The 17,648-nt window shown below is 38.7% G+C and carries 22 protein-coding genes; 1 reads left to right on the forward strand and 21 read right to left on the reverse strand.

What is annotated here, in order from left to right:
• Window positions 1-11: 11 nt before the first annotated feature.
• The 15 genes from ndk to BQ5321_RS16920 all read right to left on the reverse strand — a co-directional run bounded on the left by ndk (window position 12) and on the right by BQ5321_RS16920 (window position 12,530).
• On the reverse strand, window positions 12-458 hold the full coding sequence (ndk, locus tag BQ5321_RS16850) for a nucleoside-diphosphate kinase (RefSeq protein WP_071395591.1): 447 nt from the start codon (window positions 456-458) through the stop codon (window positions 12-14).
• A gap of 108 nt (window positions 459-566) precedes the next feature.
• Window positions 567-1,529, reverse strand: a complete 963-nt coding sequence (gene hepT / locus BQ5321_RS16855; protein ID WP_071395592.1) for a heptaprenyl diphosphate synthase component II — start codon at window positions 1,527-1,529, stop codon at window positions 567-569.
• A 117-nt stretch (window positions 1,530-1,646) separates the two neighbouring features.
• Complete coding sequence (locus BQ5321_RS16860; protein WP_071395593.1) at window positions 1,647-2,351, reverse strand: demethylmenaquinone methyltransferase; 705 nt, start codon at window positions 2,349-2,351, stop codon at window positions 1,647-1,649.
• A gap of 5 nt (window positions 2,352-2,356) precedes the next feature.
• Window positions 2,357-3,175 (reverse strand): heptaprenyl diphosphate synthase component 1, encoded by an 819-nt coding sequence (locus BQ5321_RS16865; RefSeq protein ID WP_159433440.1) that lies wholly within the window; start codon window positions 3,173-3,175, stop codon window positions 2,357-2,359.
• Window positions 3,176-3,362: 187 nt separating this feature from the next.
• Window positions 3,363-3,614, reverse strand: a complete 252-nt coding sequence (mtrB, locus tag BQ5321_RS16870) for a trp RNA-binding attenuation protein MtrB (protein ID WP_071395594.1) — start codon at window positions 3,612-3,614, stop codon at window positions 3,363-3,365.
• A gap of 83 nt (window positions 3,615-3,697) precedes the next feature.
• Window positions 3,698-4,264 (reverse strand): GTP cyclohydrolase I FolE, encoded by a 567-nt coding sequence (gene folE / locus BQ5321_RS16875; protein WP_071395595.1) that lies wholly within the window; start codon window positions 4,262-4,264, stop codon window positions 3,698-3,700.
• 297 nt (window positions 4,265-4,561) lie between these two features.
• Window positions 4,562-4,834, reverse strand: a complete 273-nt coding sequence (locus BQ5321_RS16880) for an HU family DNA-binding protein (RefSeq protein ID WP_071395596.1) — start codon at window positions 4,832-4,834, stop codon at window positions 4,562-4,564.
• Between the two features lie 515 nt (window positions 4,835-5,349).
• Complete coding sequence (gene spoIVA, locus BQ5321_RS16885; RefSeq protein WP_071395597.1) at window positions 5,350-6,828, reverse strand: stage IV sporulation protein A; 1,479 nt, start codon at window positions 6,826-6,828, stop codon at window positions 5,350-5,352.
• 316 nt (window positions 6,829-7,144) lie between these two features.
• Window positions 7,145-7,858, reverse strand: coding sequence for a hypothetical protein (locus tag BQ5321_RS16890; RefSeq protein WP_071395598.1), 714 nt, complete (start codon window positions 7,856-7,858; stop codon window positions 7,145-7,147).
• A gap of 27 nt (window positions 7,859-7,885) precedes the next feature.
• Complete coding sequence (locus tag BQ5321_RS16895; RefSeq protein WP_071395599.1) at window positions 7,886-8,089, reverse strand: DUF2768 domain-containing protein; 204 nt, start codon at window positions 8,087-8,089, stop codon at window positions 7,886-7,888.
• 257 nt (window positions 8,090-8,346) lie between these two features.
• Window positions 8,347-9,402, reverse strand: coding sequence for an NAD(P)H-dependent glycerol-3-phosphate dehydrogenase (locus BQ5321_RS16900; protein ID WP_071395600.1), 1,056 nt, complete (start codon window positions 9,400-9,402; stop codon window positions 8,347-8,349).
• Window positions 9,403-9,427: 25 nt separating this feature from the next.
• Entirely contained in the window at window positions 9,428-10,738 is a 1,311-nt protein-coding gene (gene der, locus BQ5321_RS16905; protein WP_071395601.1) for a ribosome biogenesis GTPase Der, read from the reverse strand.
• Window positions 10,739-10,846: 108 nt separating this feature from the next.
• The gene (locus tag BQ5321_RS16910) at window positions 10,847-11,032 is read right to left on the reverse strand and encodes a capping complex subunit for YIEGIA (RefSeq protein ID WP_071395602.1); all 186 of its coding nucleotides are present in this window, start codon (window positions 11,030-11,032) and stop codon (window positions 10,847-10,849) included.
• Window positions 11,029-11,925, reverse strand: coding sequence for a YIEGIA family protein (locus BQ5321_RS16915; RefSeq protein WP_071395603.1), 897 nt, complete (start codon window positions 11,923-11,925; stop codon window positions 11,029-11,031). Before BQ5321_RS16915 ends, BQ5321_RS16910 begins: the two co-directional genes overlap by 4 nt.
• Window positions 11,922-12,530: a YphA family membrane protein gene (locus BQ5321_RS16920; protein WP_071395604.1), complete on the reverse strand. Its 609-nt coding sequence runs from the start codon at window positions 12,528-12,530 to the stop codon at window positions 11,922-11,924. Before BQ5321_RS16920 ends, BQ5321_RS16915 begins: the two co-directional genes overlap by 4 nt.
• Before the next feature lie 159 nt (window positions 12,531-12,689).
• Here BQ5321_RS16920 and BQ5321_RS16925 point away from each other — a divergent pair, with 159 nt between their 5' ends.
• Window positions 12,690-12,833, forward strand: coding sequence for a YpzI family protein (locus tag BQ5321_RS16925; protein WP_071395605.1), 144 nt, complete (start codon window positions 12,690-12,692; stop codon window positions 12,831-12,833).
• A gap of 26 nt (window positions 12,834-12,859) precedes the next feature.
• Here BQ5321_RS16925 and fni read toward each other — a convergent pair whose 3' ends face one another.
• The 6 genes from fni to BQ5321_RS16955 form a co-directional block, all read right to left on the reverse strand.
• Window positions 12,860-13,921, reverse strand: a complete 1,062-nt coding sequence (gene fni / locus BQ5321_RS16930) for a type 2 isopentenyl-diphosphate Delta-isomerase (RefSeq protein ID WP_071395606.1) — start codon at window positions 13,919-13,921, stop codon at window positions 12,860-12,862.
• A gap of 12 nt (window positions 13,922-13,933) precedes the next feature.
• Entirely contained in the window at window positions 13,934-15,070 is a 1,137-nt protein-coding gene (gene rpsA, locus BQ5321_RS16935; protein ID WP_071395607.1) for a 30S ribosomal protein S1, read from the reverse strand.
• Between the two features lie 162 nt (window positions 15,071-15,232).
• Complete coding sequence (locus tag BQ5321_RS16940) at window positions 15,233-15,814, reverse strand: lysophospholipid acyltransferase family protein (RefSeq protein ID WP_071395608.1); 582 nt, start codon at window positions 15,812-15,814, stop codon at window positions 15,233-15,235.
• A 2-nt stretch (window positions 15,815-15,816) separates the two neighbouring features.
• Complete coding sequence (cmk, locus tag BQ5321_RS16945; protein WP_071395609.1) at window positions 15,817-16,491, reverse strand: (d)CMP kinase; 675 nt, start codon at window positions 16,489-16,491, stop codon at window positions 15,817-15,819.
• 170 nt (window positions 16,492-16,661) lie between these two features.
• Window positions 16,662-16,841: a DUF5359 family protein gene (locus BQ5321_RS16950; protein ID WP_071395610.1), complete on the reverse strand. Its 180-nt coding sequence runs from the start codon at window positions 16,839-16,841 to the stop codon at window positions 16,662-16,664.
• Between the two features lie 57 nt (window positions 16,842-16,898).
• Window positions 16,899-17,564, reverse strand: coding sequence for a flagellar brake protein (locus BQ5321_RS16955; protein ID WP_071395611.1), 666 nt, complete (start codon window positions 17,562-17,564; stop codon window positions 16,899-16,901).
• Window positions 17,565-17,648: the final 84 nt, after the last annotated feature.

Here is a 17,648-nt window from a genome sequence, read left to right on the forward strand (position 1 = left end):
AAGTGTTTTTTCTAGTTAATCCATTCATTGATTAATTTCTTATATTCAACAAGTTCAGTTTCATTAAAGAAAATACCAATTTCACGAACAGCACTTTCTGGTGAATCAGAGCCGTGAATAACGTTTTTCCCAACCGTCACACCGAAATCCCCACGGATAGTTCCAGGTGCCGCATCCTTCGGGTTTGTTGAACCCATCATTTGACGCGCAGTTGTAATAACATTTTCACCTTCCCATACCATAGCAAATACAGGACCTGAAGTGATGAAATCAACTAATTCTCCAAAAAATGGACGTTCTTTATGCTCACCATAATGCTCCTCGGCTAATTGTTGTGAGATACTCATAAGCTTACCACCAACAAGCTGAAAGCCTTTCTTTTCAAAACGAGAAACAATTTCGCCAATTAGATTACGTTGTACACCATCAGGTTTTACCATTAAAAATGTTCTTTCCATGAACTCAGCCCCTATTACAGTATGTATAGTAGATATCCTTTCGAGAAATATTCTCAAAGAGGACAACCCATGGAAATAATATCATTTTTTTGAAAAATTCGCAACTTCTTAATATTTTCGCTTTCCGATGTACTTTGCAATACTTCTGAGAGCTGTTTTCGCTTGATTTTGTGGGAGCTCTTCTACCAACGCCAATGCCTTTTCAAGATATTGATTACTCACCTTTCTGGCTCTATCGATTGCATTAGAACGAATAATCATTTTTATAATATAATCCATATCTTTTCGTGACATATTTTCATGAACCTTTATGATTTCTTTGCGAATGGAAAGATCCTCCATAGCAAATAATACAGGAAGTGTTATATTTCCTTGCAGCAAATCACTTCCTGACGGTTTTCCTAATTCCTTTTCCGTCGCTGTGAAATCAAGGATATCGTCGATGATTTGATAAGACATTCCGACATAATAGCCAAACCTTGTCAACTTCCTTTGTAGATTTTGATCTGCATTAGAGCATATGGCACCAAGCTCACAGCTCGTTGAAATAAGGAGGGCCGTCTTCCGCTTTATTCTTCGCAGATAATCCTTCAGATTCTGGTCAAAACGATACTTATCCTTAATTTGTTCAATTTCCCCAATAACCAATTCTACCATTGTATCGGCTAAAATTTTGTGTGCCTCAGGCTTATCAATTTCCGTCATAAGCTCGAGTGAGCGAGCAAATATATAATCACCAGTATACATAGCGATTCGATTATCCCATTTTGCCTTAACTGTCAGCTTTCCTCTACGAATTTCAGCATCATCAATGACATCATCATGAATTAAGGAAGCAGCATGGATTAACTCAAGTGCCACAGCTACTTTCTTTATAATATGTACGTCATACGAACCGAACTTGGCTGCAAGTAAAACAAAGAGGGGACGAATCCGTTTTCCCCCAGCTTGTAATAAATGTAAAGAAGCTTCTTGAAGCAATGCTGAATCTGCGTAGACAGCCTCCTCCAATGCTTCCTCAACGATATCAAAGTCAGAATTTAAAAATGAATACATCATTTTAAATTTCATATCCGTATCCACCTTGCTGTAACCCTGTCTGCTAGCATGAAGCAAAAGGAGTTGCTTTCTTCAATCATAATCAAAACAAGCAATTTACCGAATGCTACATTTAACAAACAGAAATATCTATTTATTTTGTTTTTTTCCAATATGGACAGCTGCCACTCCGCCAGCATACGGCTTAAACGTTACATCAACTAGTCCGGCTTTTCTAAACATATTAGCTAGCTCTTTCATACCTGGAAAACTTCGTGCCGACTCTTGAAGCCAGGAATATTCTTGATAGCTTTTGGCAAATAGCTTTCCAAAAAGAGGCATAATAAAACGAAAGTAAAAATAATATAATTGCTTAAAACCAATTAATGTCGGCTGCGATGTCTCCAAGCACACAACCATCCCTCCAGGTTTGACAACCCGATGCATTTCTTTTAACACAGTCATAACATCTGGCACATTTCTAAGTCCGAAGCCAATTGTCACATAATCAAAGGAATTATCAGGAAATGGCAGTTCCATCGCATTCCCGTGTATAAGTTTCACTTGCTGTAAATGGCGTACCTTTTCCTCTCCTACATTAAGCATATTCTGACTAAAGTCCAGACCCATTACTTCACCATTAGGGCCTACAGCGTTAGCAAGTGCGATTGTCCAATCTGCTGTTCCACAACAAACATCAAGCGCTTTCGAGTCTTTTTGCACATTCATCATTCTCATGGTGTCCGAACGCCATTTTACATGTTGTTTAAAGCTGATTACCGAGTTCATTTTATCATATTGGTTTGAAATCTTCTCGAAAACGTTATGGACCTTTTGTTCTTTTGTTTGTTGCATAGCATTTACCCTTCTTCCACAAATGATTTTTCTCTTGGAGAATAATCCTTGATCATATTCATCATTCGTTCCTCATATAAAGTATTGAAAGGCTGAATTTTATTCATTCCCTTTGTCATCAATTGCATTGAATATTCAATATAGCTGTCATAAATTTGCAATACCTCTTGGGGCTGTTCAACTGCTTTTTGCTTTTGGTTTTTCATAAACAAACGATCTAATGCCGCGAACACGACTGAATCACCTGTTTTTTCCTGGCGTTGTTTTTCTAGAAGCAGTCTTTTGACTAATAGCCAGTTTGAGGCACTTTCATACCATTCAGCAACCCCAAAATAATTGATTAATTTATCTATTAATGAAAACTCAATCATCTTGACACTACTCATGATTGTATGAAAATCATCCTGATCTTTATGGTAAATGAATACCTTATGTTCGTTAATATTTTTTACACCTTCTGATAAGGCCTTAATTACCTGTACATTCTCTATGCTAGCTAAAAACTTATAGTACAGACCGCTATAATAATCACCAGCCAGTACGGTTAACTGTCTAATTTTCATGTTTGTTTCATCCACAAGGGTATTCGTGACTTGATCATGTGTATCTAAAGCCACCTGCATCAGCATGATTGCTAAAACATATATGTCTTTTTCATGCGGGGAAAGTTCGAGTTGGTCGACGATTGAAATAAGAATCAGAAGCTTATCCTCATCAATCTCTGGTGGAATAATATATTCACGTAAATAAGGATGGATAACATATTTTTCTATCCTTTCCTTTGTATAAGTTAATTTATCTACAATTTCACGCAATCCAATCACCCTTATTTCCCCAACTTATCTTCTAGGTTGTCTATCTTTTTTCAATTAGGTCATGTTTATTTTTATTCTATTTTTGATTACAAAAAAACAATAAGCAGCCATAATTATAGCATAAATGTAAAGAATTTGGCAGACCAAATAAAATTTATGTCGTAGAATCTGATATCTAGTTGCCGCAGGCTCCCAATCATTTCTCCTGCTGACTGTGCCTGCCTTCGCTCTCCACATCACCATAGGCGGTTTTAATTAACGCTTCACCACGTACTTTGATTGCTGAAGTATGCTCGGTAAACTGAGCAATCATCACTTCCCCTTTATCTAATTTTTCAGAATGATGAAATCTAGTATCAGACCCTCTGGTCAATCCGATTACATTCACTCCGTCCTGTTTTGCTTTTATAATAACATATTCACTAACTGAAGACTTTTTCACATCCATCTGTTTACACCTCTCCGAAATAGTATCTATACGTTTAAACTATTCTAAACCCTATTATTTATACAAACCACATACTCTTTTACTTAGTCTTTTATGAGAGATAATACTTCCGCTCTTGATGCTGCATCGTTTAAGAATGTACCACGAACGGCAGAAGTAACCGTTTTGGAGCCTGGCTTTTTTACACCGCGCATTGTCATACACATATGCTCTGCTTCAATTACGACCATAACACCATATGGCTCTAATGTTTCATATATGCTGTCAGCTATTGTAGACGTAATTCTTTCCTGGAGCTGCGGTCTTTTAGCAACAGCTTCAACGGCCCTAGCGAGCTTGCTTAGACCGGTAACCTTTCCATTTCGTGGTATGTAAGCAACATGAGCTTTTCCAAAGAAGGGAACCAGATGGTGTTCACACATAGAATAAAAAGGAATATCCTTTACTAACACAAGTTCCTCATGGTCCTCCCCAAATATCGTTTCAAAATGTTCCTTAGGGTCCTGTCCCAGCCCGTTAAATACTTCTTCATACATCTTAGCGACTCTTTTTGGTGTATCAAGCAAGCCTTCACGATTTGGATCCTCACCGATGGCTTCAAGTATTAAACGTACCGCTTCTTCGATTTGGGTACGGTTCACATTTGACATTTCTATATCCTCCTAAATTCTAACTAAATAACGTACGGGTGCACTAGTAGATACACTTCTTGATAAAAAAACGTTTACACTATTGCATAACCGGTACGCAGTCTTTTACTTTTTATATTAGCATATTTATATTAGCATACCTATTCATTTAATATTAGGGAAAAAATTAGGGGAAAGGAGGAACAGCCTCCGTATCCATTAAGCTAGAATGAATGGAGTATCAAGGATAAAAAGAAAGCTCATTTCAAAATAAAGAACCGCGATTATCTCGCGGTTCTTTATAAGCACTTTATGTAATTATTTCACTGCATCCTTAAGCGCTTTACCTGGTTTAAATGCAGGGACTTTACTTGCAGCAATTTCGATTTCATCACCTGTTTGAGGGTTACGTCCTTTACGTGCAGCACGCTCACGCACCTCGAAGTTTCCAAAACCAATTAGTTGTACTTTATCTCCATCTTTTAATGCATTTAAGATAGAATCAAAAACGGCATCAACTGCTTTAGTAGCATCTTTTTTTGAAAGCTCGCTTGCTTCAGCAACTGCGTTAATAAGTTCTGTTTTGTTCATGCCAGTCACCTCCTCCCAAGATAACCTAACTTTCTAAATTGTTTCTTACATACATTTGTAAACAAAAAATGCCCATTCTATACGTTGTTGCTCATTTTTAACTTCATTCAACAAAAGTCCTCCAATCCAATATAGAGGGAAGATGAATGAAGTTAAGCCTCCGGCGGATGTCCAATTATCGAACTTGATAAAAATCCGACGCAAATTCGCCGAGCGAATTTGATTAACAAGCATAATCTTAAATCAACGAATAGAATATTTCAACTGTTTTTTAGCAAAAAACCTTTATTTACAAGGGATTAGCATGAATAATAGTAATTCTGATAAAAGGTTATCATAATCATATAATGTTAGCAAGAAAAATTCTTATCATGCTCATATACTTTATATTTTATGACAAAACTTCGAAAAAACAGCATGAATAATGGCTATTTTCTAACCATTATTGCCATAAAATGAGTCTTACAAACCTGTTTCCTATTGCCAACAAAAAAAAGAACCCTCAATCGAGAGTTCTACAGGATAATCGCAATTAATCCGCCAGATCCTTCGTTAATAATTCTTTCGAGGGTTTCCTTTAACTTATAGCGGGCATTTTCTGGCATTAAGGATAGTTTCGCTTGAATGCCCTCTCGGACAATGGAGCTCAAGCTTCTACCAAATATATCTGAACTCCAAATCGATAATGGATCATCTTCAAAATCTTGCATTAAGTATCGGACTAGCTCCTCACTTTGCTTTTCCGTCCCAATAATTGGTGCAAATTCACTTTCTACATCTACTTTAATCATATGAATAGACGGTGCAACCGCTTTTAATCGGACACCAAAGCGGGATCCCTGTCGAATGATTTCCGGTTCATCGAGACTCATATCGGCTAATGATGGAGCAGCAATCCCATAGCCAGTTTGTTTCACCATTTTCAATGCATCTGCGACAACGTCATACTCCGCCTTCGCATGGGCAAAATCCTGCATCAGTTCAAGCAAGTGATCCTTGCCGCGAATCTCGACACCGACAATTTCTTTTAGAATATCATCATATAAATCATCCGGTGCATAAAGGTCAATTTCGGCAATCCCCTGACCCATTTCGATTCCGGCTAAACTCGCCCGGTCGATAAATTCAAAATCACTAAAGTGATGAACGACCCGATCCACATCGCGCAGGCGTTTAATATCCTTTACCGTTTCCTTCACGGCTTCCTGATAGCTTTCACGCAACCAATGATTTTCACGTAATACCATCACCCAGCTCGGAAGATTTACGTTTACTTCAAGGACTGGGAATTCGTATAAAGCCTCTCTCATGACATTTAATACATCTGATTCCCGCATTCCCTCTACACTCATAGCCAAGACTGGTATATCATATTTCTCTGATAGTTCCTCACGAAGGGCTTCCGTGTTTGGATGCTGCGGCTGGACGCTGTTGATAATCATAATAAATGGTTTACCAACCTCTTTCAGCTCATTTATCACTCGCTCTTCCGCTTCTATATAGTTACTGCGTGGAATTTCACCGATGGTTCCGTCTGTTGTAATCACTACTCCAATTGTTGAATGCTCCTGAATGACCTTTCTTGTGCCAATTTCGGCTGCTTCATGGAATGGAATCGGTTCCTCGTACCATGGTGTTGTAATCATACGGGGACCATTTTCATCTTCGTAACCTTTAGCACCTGGTACTGTATAGCCGACACAGTCAACTAAACGAATATTGACATCCAACCCTTCCCCAACATGAACGTTGGCGGCCTGGTTTGGAACAAACTTCGGCTCGGTTGTCATAATAGTTTTTCCTGCTGCACTTTGAGGTAACTCATCTTGGGTACGAGCGCGTTCGGCTTCATTATTCATGCTTGGCAATACGACCAATTCCATAAACTTTTTAATAAAAGTGGATTTTCCTGTACGAACAGCGCCTACCACTCCAAAATATATATCACCGCCCGTTCTCTCGGCAATATCTTTAAAAATATCAACCTTTTCCAAGTGATCCCCTCCCGAATCCCTGCGTTAGTGGATAGTTATTATCCTGTTATTTATTTTATGACAGTATATATTTATGATGTTGTCCTACATCGTTATGACAGTTTTATATTTTTTAACCCCCTTGTGATATAAATTTACTAGTTTTACTATCTTCTTATGGACTCATTCCTCTTAGTAGAAGAAGTTTTTGCTTTTACAAAGCAGAAAAGGAAACGATGTTATCTGGAATGTTTAGTATGGTTTTAATGGTGAATGGCATATGAGGGAATAAAAATACCCTTCTCCTACAATATATTTTGTAAAAGAAGGGTTATGACTAATTCGTTAATAAAAAGATAGGCTCTTTCGTGTCACTATCTATAGTATAGGGTAAAGAATAGGCTGGAACAAATACCGAATCATTTAATAAAATATTTCGAATATCTTCACCAGGCTCGTAATGCAATTCTTCCTTTTCAAGAGCCGCTACGATATCTGCTCGATAATCAACAAAAATCTCTGCCTCGCCATTAATGACAAACGGTAGCATTTGTTTTGTATAAGGACTTTCGACAAAAAGTTCTTCCTCGTATCCTAGCTTCTCATAATCAAGTGTGTATATCCCCTCTGCCAGTTTTTCTTTATATGGCGGATAGCCCTGGACTTTAATACGCAGCTTCAATTCACTAATCATTTCAGAAAGTCTAAGATCAAATAATTTCACCGTAGGATTTGTTTCTGCATCAACAATAACGTATTGAAAGACACCACCGCTTTCAAAGGCATTGCCCGGAGGCTCGTGGATATACTTTGGAGAAATTTTATTAAAATCAATTAAATATTTTTGATACACCGGGGTATTCTCCTCCGAATTTTTTATCGGTAATATCCCCCCATTATCTTCCTTGAATTGCATGACAGCAGCTTGTACAGATTCGACTTGGTCCTGATAAGGTATTTGATTTTGAACCAGCTTTTCATCTGGATACATACATCCAGACAACATCACTAGCAAGGAACTCCATAATAGAATCAGCAGTTTTTTATTCATTTTATCAACCCTTTAAGTCTATAAACTTTAGGCATCCGTCGGCCCACTAAAAACGACTAAAAACATGATAAAGCCAGATAAAGCTAATAACATATAAGCAAATACGGCAGAAACAGCTTTTAAAACCCCTTGTTTTAATTTATAGCGGCTTAGAAAAATTAAAACAATTGAAATAAACATAAACCCCATTGAAGCAAGCGAAATCCACATCTTCATTAACGCAGGTGACATCATATCCACTCCTTTATTCGAGAAGTATTATATCACAAGAAAGAATTATTTTTATATATTTTTAGTTTTTTCTGTTATTTTCATAGAATAAATTAAAAAAAGACCGGTATAAAGAATTGGGGCAAATTCTTTATACCGGTTCCAAGGCGACTAAATGAACCCAAACACGCTTGTTCATTACACTAGGTTGCTTCGTTTGCATTTTATTCCTGCTTTAAATAAAGCGTATCCTCGAATGCCTAAAAAAGATAAAAATATTATTCATCCTGCGAACGAGCCACAAGAACATTCGTTAAATCTTCCATTTCATGTGTTTTGACTCTCGCCATTAAGCGATCTACGGCATCCTTTGCATCCACACCGCTAAATAATACATCATAAAGAGCATTTGTAATGGGCATATTCACATTATACTTACGAGCTAACTGCCAAGCTGCTTTTGTTGTGCGAACACCCTCTACCACCATTCCCATATTATCCAATACTTCCTGAAGGTTTTTGCCTTTGCCTAACAAATTACCTGCTCTCCAGTTTCGAGAATGAACACTTGTACACGTTACAATTAAATCACCAATCCCAGTGAGCCCAGAAAAGGTCAATGGACTAGCCCCCATTTTTGTACCAAGCCGTGAAATTTCAGCAAGTCCACGTGTCATCAGAGCTGCTTTGGCATTGTCTCCATATCCGAGACCGTCCGAAATCCCTGCTGCTAATGCGATAATATTTTTCAAAGCACCACCGATTTCCACTCCGACAATATCTGGATTCGTATAGACACGAAAATGCTGATTAATAAATAAATCTTGAATGTGCTCGGCTGCCTCCATGTTTTTAGAAGAGACCGTAACGGTTGTAGGCTGGCGGACACTTACCTCTTCTGCATGACTAGGTCCTGATAGCACAACAATCTGCTTGACTAAATGTGACGGCATTTCCTCTTCGATCATCTCTGAAATTCTTAATAATGTATCCGGCTCAATTCCTTTACTTACATGGACAATGGTTAATGGCTCAGTCCTAATCTCCATGATATGTCGAAGGACTTCACGTACCGCTTTCGTCGGAACAGCAAGAACCATGATATCGACACCTGACAAAGCCTCTGGCAACTCTGAATATCCAATAATTGAATCCTGTAAAATCACTTCAGGAAGATATTTTTTATTCGTATGATATGTGTTAATTTCTTCAATTTGCTCAAGCTTATGTCCCCATAACCGTACTTCATGACCATTATCGGCAAGCACCATGGCTAAAGCCGTTCCCCAGCTGCCAGCTCCAATAACGGCTACTTTTTCATGTTTACGCTGCATATGCTCACAACCTTCAAATCAGTTTTTACTTTCTTTCACGAGGATAGATTTTAATTGGTGTCCCCTCAAAGCCAAAGGCATCTCTAATTCTGTTCTCCAGAAATCTTTCGTAAGAAAAGTGGAGTAGTTCAGGTTCATTTACAAACACAACAAAAGTTGGCGGCTTTACCGCAACCTGGGTCGTATAATAAATCTTTAAACGTTTACCTTTATCTGTAGGTGTAGGATTCATGGCAACCGCGTCCATGACGACATCGTTCAGGATACTTGTCTCCACTCTTCGAGCATGATTCTCACTGGCTACATTAATCATCGGCATCAATGTATGAATCCGTTTTTTCGTTTTAGCTGATAAGAAAACAATTGGCGCGTAGTCAAGGAATAGAAAGTGCTCGCGTATTTTTTGTTCAAATTCTTTCATTGTTTTTTCGTCTTTTTCAACAGCATCCCATTTGTTTACGACAATGACAACAGCCCGTCCTGCTTCATGAGCATAACCGGCAATTTTTTTATCCTGTTCGATAATTCCTTCCTCTGCGTTGATGACAACCAGGACAACATCGGAGCGTTCAATAGCCCTCAGTGCTCTTAATACACTGTATTTCTCCGTAGTTTCATAAACCTTTCCCTTTTTCCGCATCCCTGCTGTATCAATTATGACATATTCCTGCCCATTATAGGTTACATAGGAATCAATTGCATCTCGTGTTGTACCGGAAATGTCACTGACAATCACACGCTCTTCGCCAAGAATAGCATTAACTAGTGACGACTTTCCAACATTCGGACGACCAATTAAAGAAAAACAGATAACATCATCATCATAATCCTTCGTATCCCGCTTAGGAAAATGCTTTGCCGCCTCATCTAGCAAATCACCCAAGCCTAATCCATGTGATCCGGAAATAGGAAACGGTTCTCCAAACCCCAACGCATAAAAGTCGTAAATTTGATCGCGCATTTCCGGATTATCTATTTTATTAACCGCTAGGACTACAGGTTTTTTCGCTTTATATAAAATTTTGGCTACTTCTTCATCTGCAGCCGTAACGCCTTCTCTTCCATTTGTTAGGAAAATAATTACATCTGCTTCGTCAATCGCTATTTCAGCCTGCTGACGAATTTGTTCCAAAAATGGTTCATCCCCAATATCGATACCACCTGTATCAATGATATTAAAATCATGATTTAACCACTCAGCGGAACTATATATTCGATCTCTAGTTACACCCGGGATATCCTCAACAATCGAGATACGTTCACCAACAATTCGGTTAAAAATAGTTGACTTCCCTACGTTTGGACGCCCCACTATGGCAACAACCGGCTTTACCATTACCTTCACCCTCCTCTATATGTTAAACTCCCATATTATGTATCGGAATAAATTTCCATTAATTAGACAGGCTTAACTTAACTAGTTTATCAAAGGAATAGTGTAATATCAATGTTTGACAATTATATAAACCTCCTCTGTAATTGCGTGTGCAATTCCATCCAAAATCGCTTCCAAATTGGTTGCATAGTAATCCATCTCTTCTTTATTATCACAAACAAACACTGTTGCACCATGTGGAACCCTTTGCGGATTTGTTGTCACCACAGCTAATATATATTTTTCTATATTCATAATGAATTACTTCCTTCCGTTTCCACTCTTCTTTCATTAGGCATACGAATCGCATTTTCTAATGTAGGAACAGCACCGATCACTTCAATGGCTCTTTGGATATCCTTTTCCTGTGGCAGGACGAATATCGCAACTCTTCCATCATCCAGATCACGTTTTGCTAACGGGACTAACGCTGGTGTACCCGAATCCCTGTAAACTCCCATTGCAGTTGACACATCATGAAGAATAGCCTGTCTTTGCCCTAAATTAGCTATCGTTGAGCGCGAATCAAAATTTTTCGGTTTTAATATAAAGCCCATTCCATATCGAAGCACTTCTTCCTGTCGTGCAGGAATCCCAATATTCATAATATAGATATTATCCACATACAGCCCTGGACCCTCGAATCTTGGCTCTACATAGGTTATATCCACAATGTCCTTAATTTTACTTCCAGCCATTAATTTTTTCGAAATGAGTAGCGAAAGGATAGCTACAATTAATCCTGCCCAAAAGTTAAATACTAAATAAGCTAATGTCGATATGAGTGAAGTAAAAATCACCAAATAGTTTCGACTTTCAAAGGCTATCGCAATACCTTCAATATAGGTCTTGCCACGCGGAACCATTTCATAGCTATCCAATTCAGCAAGAGTATTTCTTTCCATATTGCGAACTTCTCGGAATTGTGATGCTGCAACGGTCAAAAACGTAATGGCTGTAAAATTTTCTTCCATTATGGAAGGAACAGCAACGGTACCTAATCCAGCCGCAATAAAGCCTAGTGCTACATGGATGATTTTTCCATGCAAATAGGTTGGATACTGACGATAATCAGTTCGAAGCATGTAAATTCTCGTCAGTGTTCCAATTGTCATTCCTAATATAATCGGATAAGTATATTCATTCATGTCAGCTTCTCCTTCTCCTTTTCTATAGAATGCAGGTTTTTTTCAAAATAGCTTACAACCATTTCTATCGTGTTCCACCCGACTGTAAGGACTGCCGCTAACGCTAATGCATCAAGCGAGTATAGGTCTGCAACCTGAAAGGAAAATGAATATTTCTTTAAGATAAAGGAATATAGTATTTCACCTTGAATCATCCCAAGCAAAAGCAAGAGAAGTCTCTGCTTTTTGTCTGAGTGCAGAAGTACAGCCACACACGCAGTCAGGATTGCTAACAACCAGTCCCTTTTAATCAATATCCAGATGGGGTCAAACAGCTCGAATAACAAAAAACAAACCGTAGTGAGCATGATGATAAAGGAAGATAGCATAAAATACAGTAGTTTTTTTGCCGGCAGACGGGACGCCCATATGTAAATAGATAATAGGATAAAGACTCCTGTCCCACTTATCGAAAAATCAAACAGGACAGTCGAGGCTGTTGATAAAGTAATCGCAACCAATATCCAAACCGACAAAAGCAAGCGGTCTGGATGTATTCTAGGATAAAAGAAAGTAGTAATTATCCATCCAAACCAAAAAAGCCAATAAAACATTAAACCATCCATCCTCATGCACCCCCTATCCTTTCCATTATGGCTTAAGTTGTTATACTTTAATCGTCTTGTTTGCCTTTTTCCCTGTACCTTGACCGAAAAAAGATAGTTGTCAGAATGTATAATCCTATCTCCAGGAACCATGCTAAGAAGAGGAGGTGTCACAAAGCCATGGGTAGAGACCGTCAAGAAAAAAAGCTAAAGAATAGTGGACGTGTAGAGTCTGACAGAGATCAAGCGCTCCACTATCCAGGCGCTACAAAACTACAAAGTCCTGAAGAGGCCAGAAGGCTGAATGACAACAAAGACATATAAAAAAATAAAGCCCCCCTTCGGGAGCTTTATTTTTTTATATGTCTTTGACTATATTTTTTTGTATCAATACCTCGTTCCCGCAGCCAATGATGCGTTCTTCCACTGATAATAAGCGGAGCAGACTGTAGGTCTGATATTGTTACGGCACCTAATGCCGTCATGATAATGGATAATTCCTTGTGGAGGAGCTCTACTTCCTCCATTAATCCTTCTAGGTCTTCTTTAATTAAGATTTTTAGGAAATAACCCGCTATTCCAACAAGGCTTGCGCCAAGGGCAATTGATTTAGCCACATCAAGGCTTGTTTGAATTCCCCCTGAGCTAAGGATTTCTATCGATGAGGGACTGTTTCTTGCCTCCGCTAAGGCTGCTGCTGTAGGTATGCCCCAATCATTAAAAAAGCTGAGCAGCCGCTGCCTTCGTTCATTTTCAATTTTGGCGAAGTTGGTTCCACCATACCCACCGACATCGACAGCCTTGACTCCGATGGAAGCAAGCTTGTTGACGACCTCTTGATTCATGCCAAATCCAACTTCCTTCACAATCACTGGACGGTCAATTCCATTGACAATGGCCTCAATACGTTTGAGTGCATCAGAAAAATCCCGATCTCCTTCCGGCATTGTAAGCTCCTGAATGACATTAATATGTATTTGCAGCATATTTGCCTCAATCATATCAATGGCTCTTTTAGCCTCTTCGACGGTAGCCTCACTGCCAAGATTACCGATAATAATCCCATGAGGATTCTCTTTGCGGACAACCTTGTAGGTTTCTTCCTCTTCAATATTTTTTAAGGCTGACATTTGCGAGCCGACAGCCATAACCATCCCAAATTCTTTCGCAACAGCCGCTAAATCACGATTAATCCGCATTGTTCTTTCCCCGCCACCACCTGTCATGGCATTGATAAAAATTGGCGAACTTACGAAAAGTTCGCCAATCTTAGTATCCAACGAAACCTGACTGACCGAAGTATCAGGCAGACTTTGGTGAAGAAACACAATGTCGTCCAATCCAGTGACTCTTTCCTGCCCTGTTGTAAGCGCATATTGGATATGATCCCATTTTCTTTTAGATCTGGACAATTTATATCACCATTATTTTTTCAGATTCTTTAACTGATCGCCAATCATATCACCTAATTGGAACCCTTTTGATTCTTCCGGAAGCTCATAATCTTTTTCTTCGACTACATTTTCTTCCAGCTCTTTTATGCTTAAGGATAAACGTTGCTCCGCTTCATTTACATCAAGAACTTTGACTTTAATTTTTTCACCATCACTTAATACCTCATGCGGTGAACCGATATGCTTATGAGAAATTTGCGAAATATGAACTAAACCTTCGACACCAGGAAATACTTCAACAAACGCTCCGTATGATACAATCCGCTTCACTTCACCGTCTAAGACAGTTCCTTTTGGTGCTTTTTCAGCGATATTTGTCCAAGGTCCAGGAAGCGTTTCTTTAATGGATAAAGAAATTCTCTCATTGCCTTGGTCAACACTTAATACTTTAACTTGGACCTTCTGTCCTTCCTCGACAACATCTGATGGCTTTTCAACATGCTGATAGGATAACTGAGAAATATGAACAAGACCATCAATTCCGCCAATATCAACAAATGCACCAAAATCGGTAAGCCTTTGGACTGTTCCTTCTAACACCTGACCTGCCTCTAGCGAAGCTAATAACTCTTTCTTCTGCTTTTCCTTTTCCTCCTCTAGAACGGCACGGTGAGAAAGAATGATTCGGTTTTTCTCTTTATCCAACTCAACAATTTTAAATGTTAAGGTTCTTCCCTTATAGTCAGAGAAATCCTCAACAAAATGAGATTCCACTAAAGATGCAGGGACGAAGCCGCGTACGCCAAGGTCAACGACTAGTCCACCTTTCACAACATCTTTAATTTCGGCTTCAAATGTTTCACCTTTTTCAAATCTTTCAACAAGCTGATCCCATGCCTTTTCAGCATCCACTTTACGTTTTGAGAGTATTAACGCTTCCTCTTCTACCTTTAATACCTGTAGATCAAGAGCATCTCCTTCAGCAACCACATCACTTGCTTTTTCAATATGAAGACTGGATAATTCGCTAATCGGAATAATTCCATCAAGCTTACTTTCAGGAATTTCAACAATCACTTGCTTTTCTTCCACTTTTGTAACGATACCACGAACAGTATCTCCCACCTCAAAATTCTTAACCTCTACTTGATTCATTTCTTCTGACATATGTATTCCTCCTTAGTCCGCAGAACTTGCTTTTAAAATAGGATTATTTATTGTCGCTTTTCATTTGTAATGAAGCACAAAAAATTCCATCGATAGAATTTTCAAAAAAAATCTCTTTGTATAAACTTCTTATAAATGAGTCTTTTTGTCAAGCAAGATGAATTATGAATAGGCAGTAAGAAGCTGCTTAATTTCATTCATAATCACTTCAGTTACTTGTTCAGCCGAAGCTTTATTTTGCCTGTATTCATCCATTGAAATTGGCTTACCATATACCACCTTTAGTCTTTTAAAGGGTTTATACGGTCCAATAATGGCACAGGGTACCACATGCGCTTTAGAGCGTAAAGCAAAAAAGCCAGCACCGGCTAACCCTTTTCCTAATTCCCCCGTTTTACTTCTAGTCCCCTCTGGAAAAAGGCCCAAAACGTTGCCTCCATTTAGTACATCTAGCCCTTTTCTTAAGGCCCCACGGTCACTCATCCCCCTTTTAACAGGAAAGGCATTGATATGCGGAAGAATTTTGCCGAGTACCGGGACGGAAAACAGCTCTTCCTTTGCCATAAAATGAATGGGCCTTGGCGATGTAATACCAATTACCTCTGGATCAAAATTATGAATATGATTACAGCAGAGCAAAACTCCGCCATCAGCAGGTACATTTTCTTTACCGATGACCTTAAATTGATAAATCGGAAACAAAACAATATTAACAATTGAGCGACCCAATGGATACAAATTCAACTCTATCTTATCCTTTCTTTTACCAGATCCATAATCTTTTCAACAACCTGCTCAATCTCTAAGGCTGTCGTATCAATCTCGACCGCATCATCAGCCTTTTTTAGTGGAGCAATCTCTCTCTCAGAATCAAGCTTGTCACGCTGCTCAATTTCTTCCCTAAGTTTGTTAATATCCGATGCATAGCCTTTTATAAGGTTTTCAGCGTGTCTTCTTTTAGCCCGTTCGTCTACCGATGCTAGGAGGAATACCTTTACCTCTGCATTCGGTAAAACATGTGTGCCAATATCACGTCCGTCCATTACGACACCACCAGCCTCAGCAAGGCTTTGCTGCCTTTTCGTTAATTCGCTTCTTACTAATGAGTGACGGGCAACGATTGAAACCGAATTGGTTACCTGTGGGGTTCTAATTTCATCGGTCACATTAACACCATCTAAATAAATAGACTGACCTCCCTTTTCAGGAATCAAATCAATTTTTGTATCAGCTAACAGTCTGCTTAACTCCTTCTCATCCTCTAAATCAGTTTGCTGTAGAATCGCCTTATATGTTATAGCTCTGTACATGGCTCCAGTATCAATATAAACGTAGGATAGTTTCTTAGCTACTACTTTAGCAACTGTACTTTTTCCTGCTGCTGCAGGGCCGTCAATTGCGATTGAAATTTTTTCTTTCATATTTCCTCCTAATGTCTTAAGCTAGACAGTACCTATGGTTGAAAACTTTCCTTCCCTCCAGTTAATGGTAGCCTTCCTCTTAACTACTCTATTTTATCATATGTAAGGTATACCGTGTTACCGATGAAGCTTAAACAATCAATACAAAAAAGCAGGGATGCCCCTGCGAATTATTTACCGGAAAATGTTTCCAAGAATTCAGCTAAATCATCTTCAGATACGCCTTCGTATTGTGCAATTTGCTGAAGCTCAGGAAAGGAGTTGAACTGATGAAAAAATACTTGCGTAAGGAGCAAGAATATTAACTGTATCAAAATCATTTTGAATAGCAATCTTTCAACTAATTTCATTGGACTAACCCCATAACTTGTTATAGATATTCCTATTATGGGATGAACAATGGGCTATTATTCGCTAAGTTCTAAGCCTTTTTTCTTCAATGCTAGCTGTCTGTCAAACGTAAACCGAAGCAGCTGTTGCCGCTCAAATGGAGTGACATCCTGAAATAGAATTGAAAATAAATCCTGGTTAGTTCCTTTCTTTTTCATGACCCGCACAACTTTACTGTGCAAGTCCATGTAATGAATATCACCATTTTGCATGGGTAAAACAAACACAGAGCGGATATTCATTCCTGGCATAATATTTGCAGCATGATTAAAAACAACTAAAGCCCCACCGGCACTGATATCCTCCGTAATCGTTGTAAAAGGATAAAACTCTGAATTCAGTGGATGGATAGCGACATCTACTGACGTTTCGATACGTACAAACTCTCGCCTTTGAACTTTTATCACATAATCGTCACCTGGATATTGCAGCAACATCATTGGGATTCCCTGAACCATTCTCCCTAATATTTCCGTTTCAAAAAGATACCCTGACTTACCTTCAACAAAAGAAACCCGCAACTGTGTGCCATCAACTAGAAATGTTGTCCTGTTTGTCTGTACATTTATAGGGTAATCAATATACAGAATGTTACCCTTTCTCTCAACTAAACGGCACTTAAATGTTTCCATGCGATCCGAGTATTTTGGTTCTAAAATGAGTGAGTTTCCTATTGTTAGCATATGATTACTCTTTCCTTCCATACTCCCCAATACATAAATTATGCCACGCAGTAATATGGTAGGCAAGAGAAGATTCGTTGATTA

The sequence above is a fragment of the Bacillus tuaregi genome (assembly GCF_900104575.1).
Classification (GTDB): Bacteria; Bacillota; Bacilli; order Bacillales; family Cytobacillaceae; genus Bacillus_BD; species Bacillus_BD tuaregi.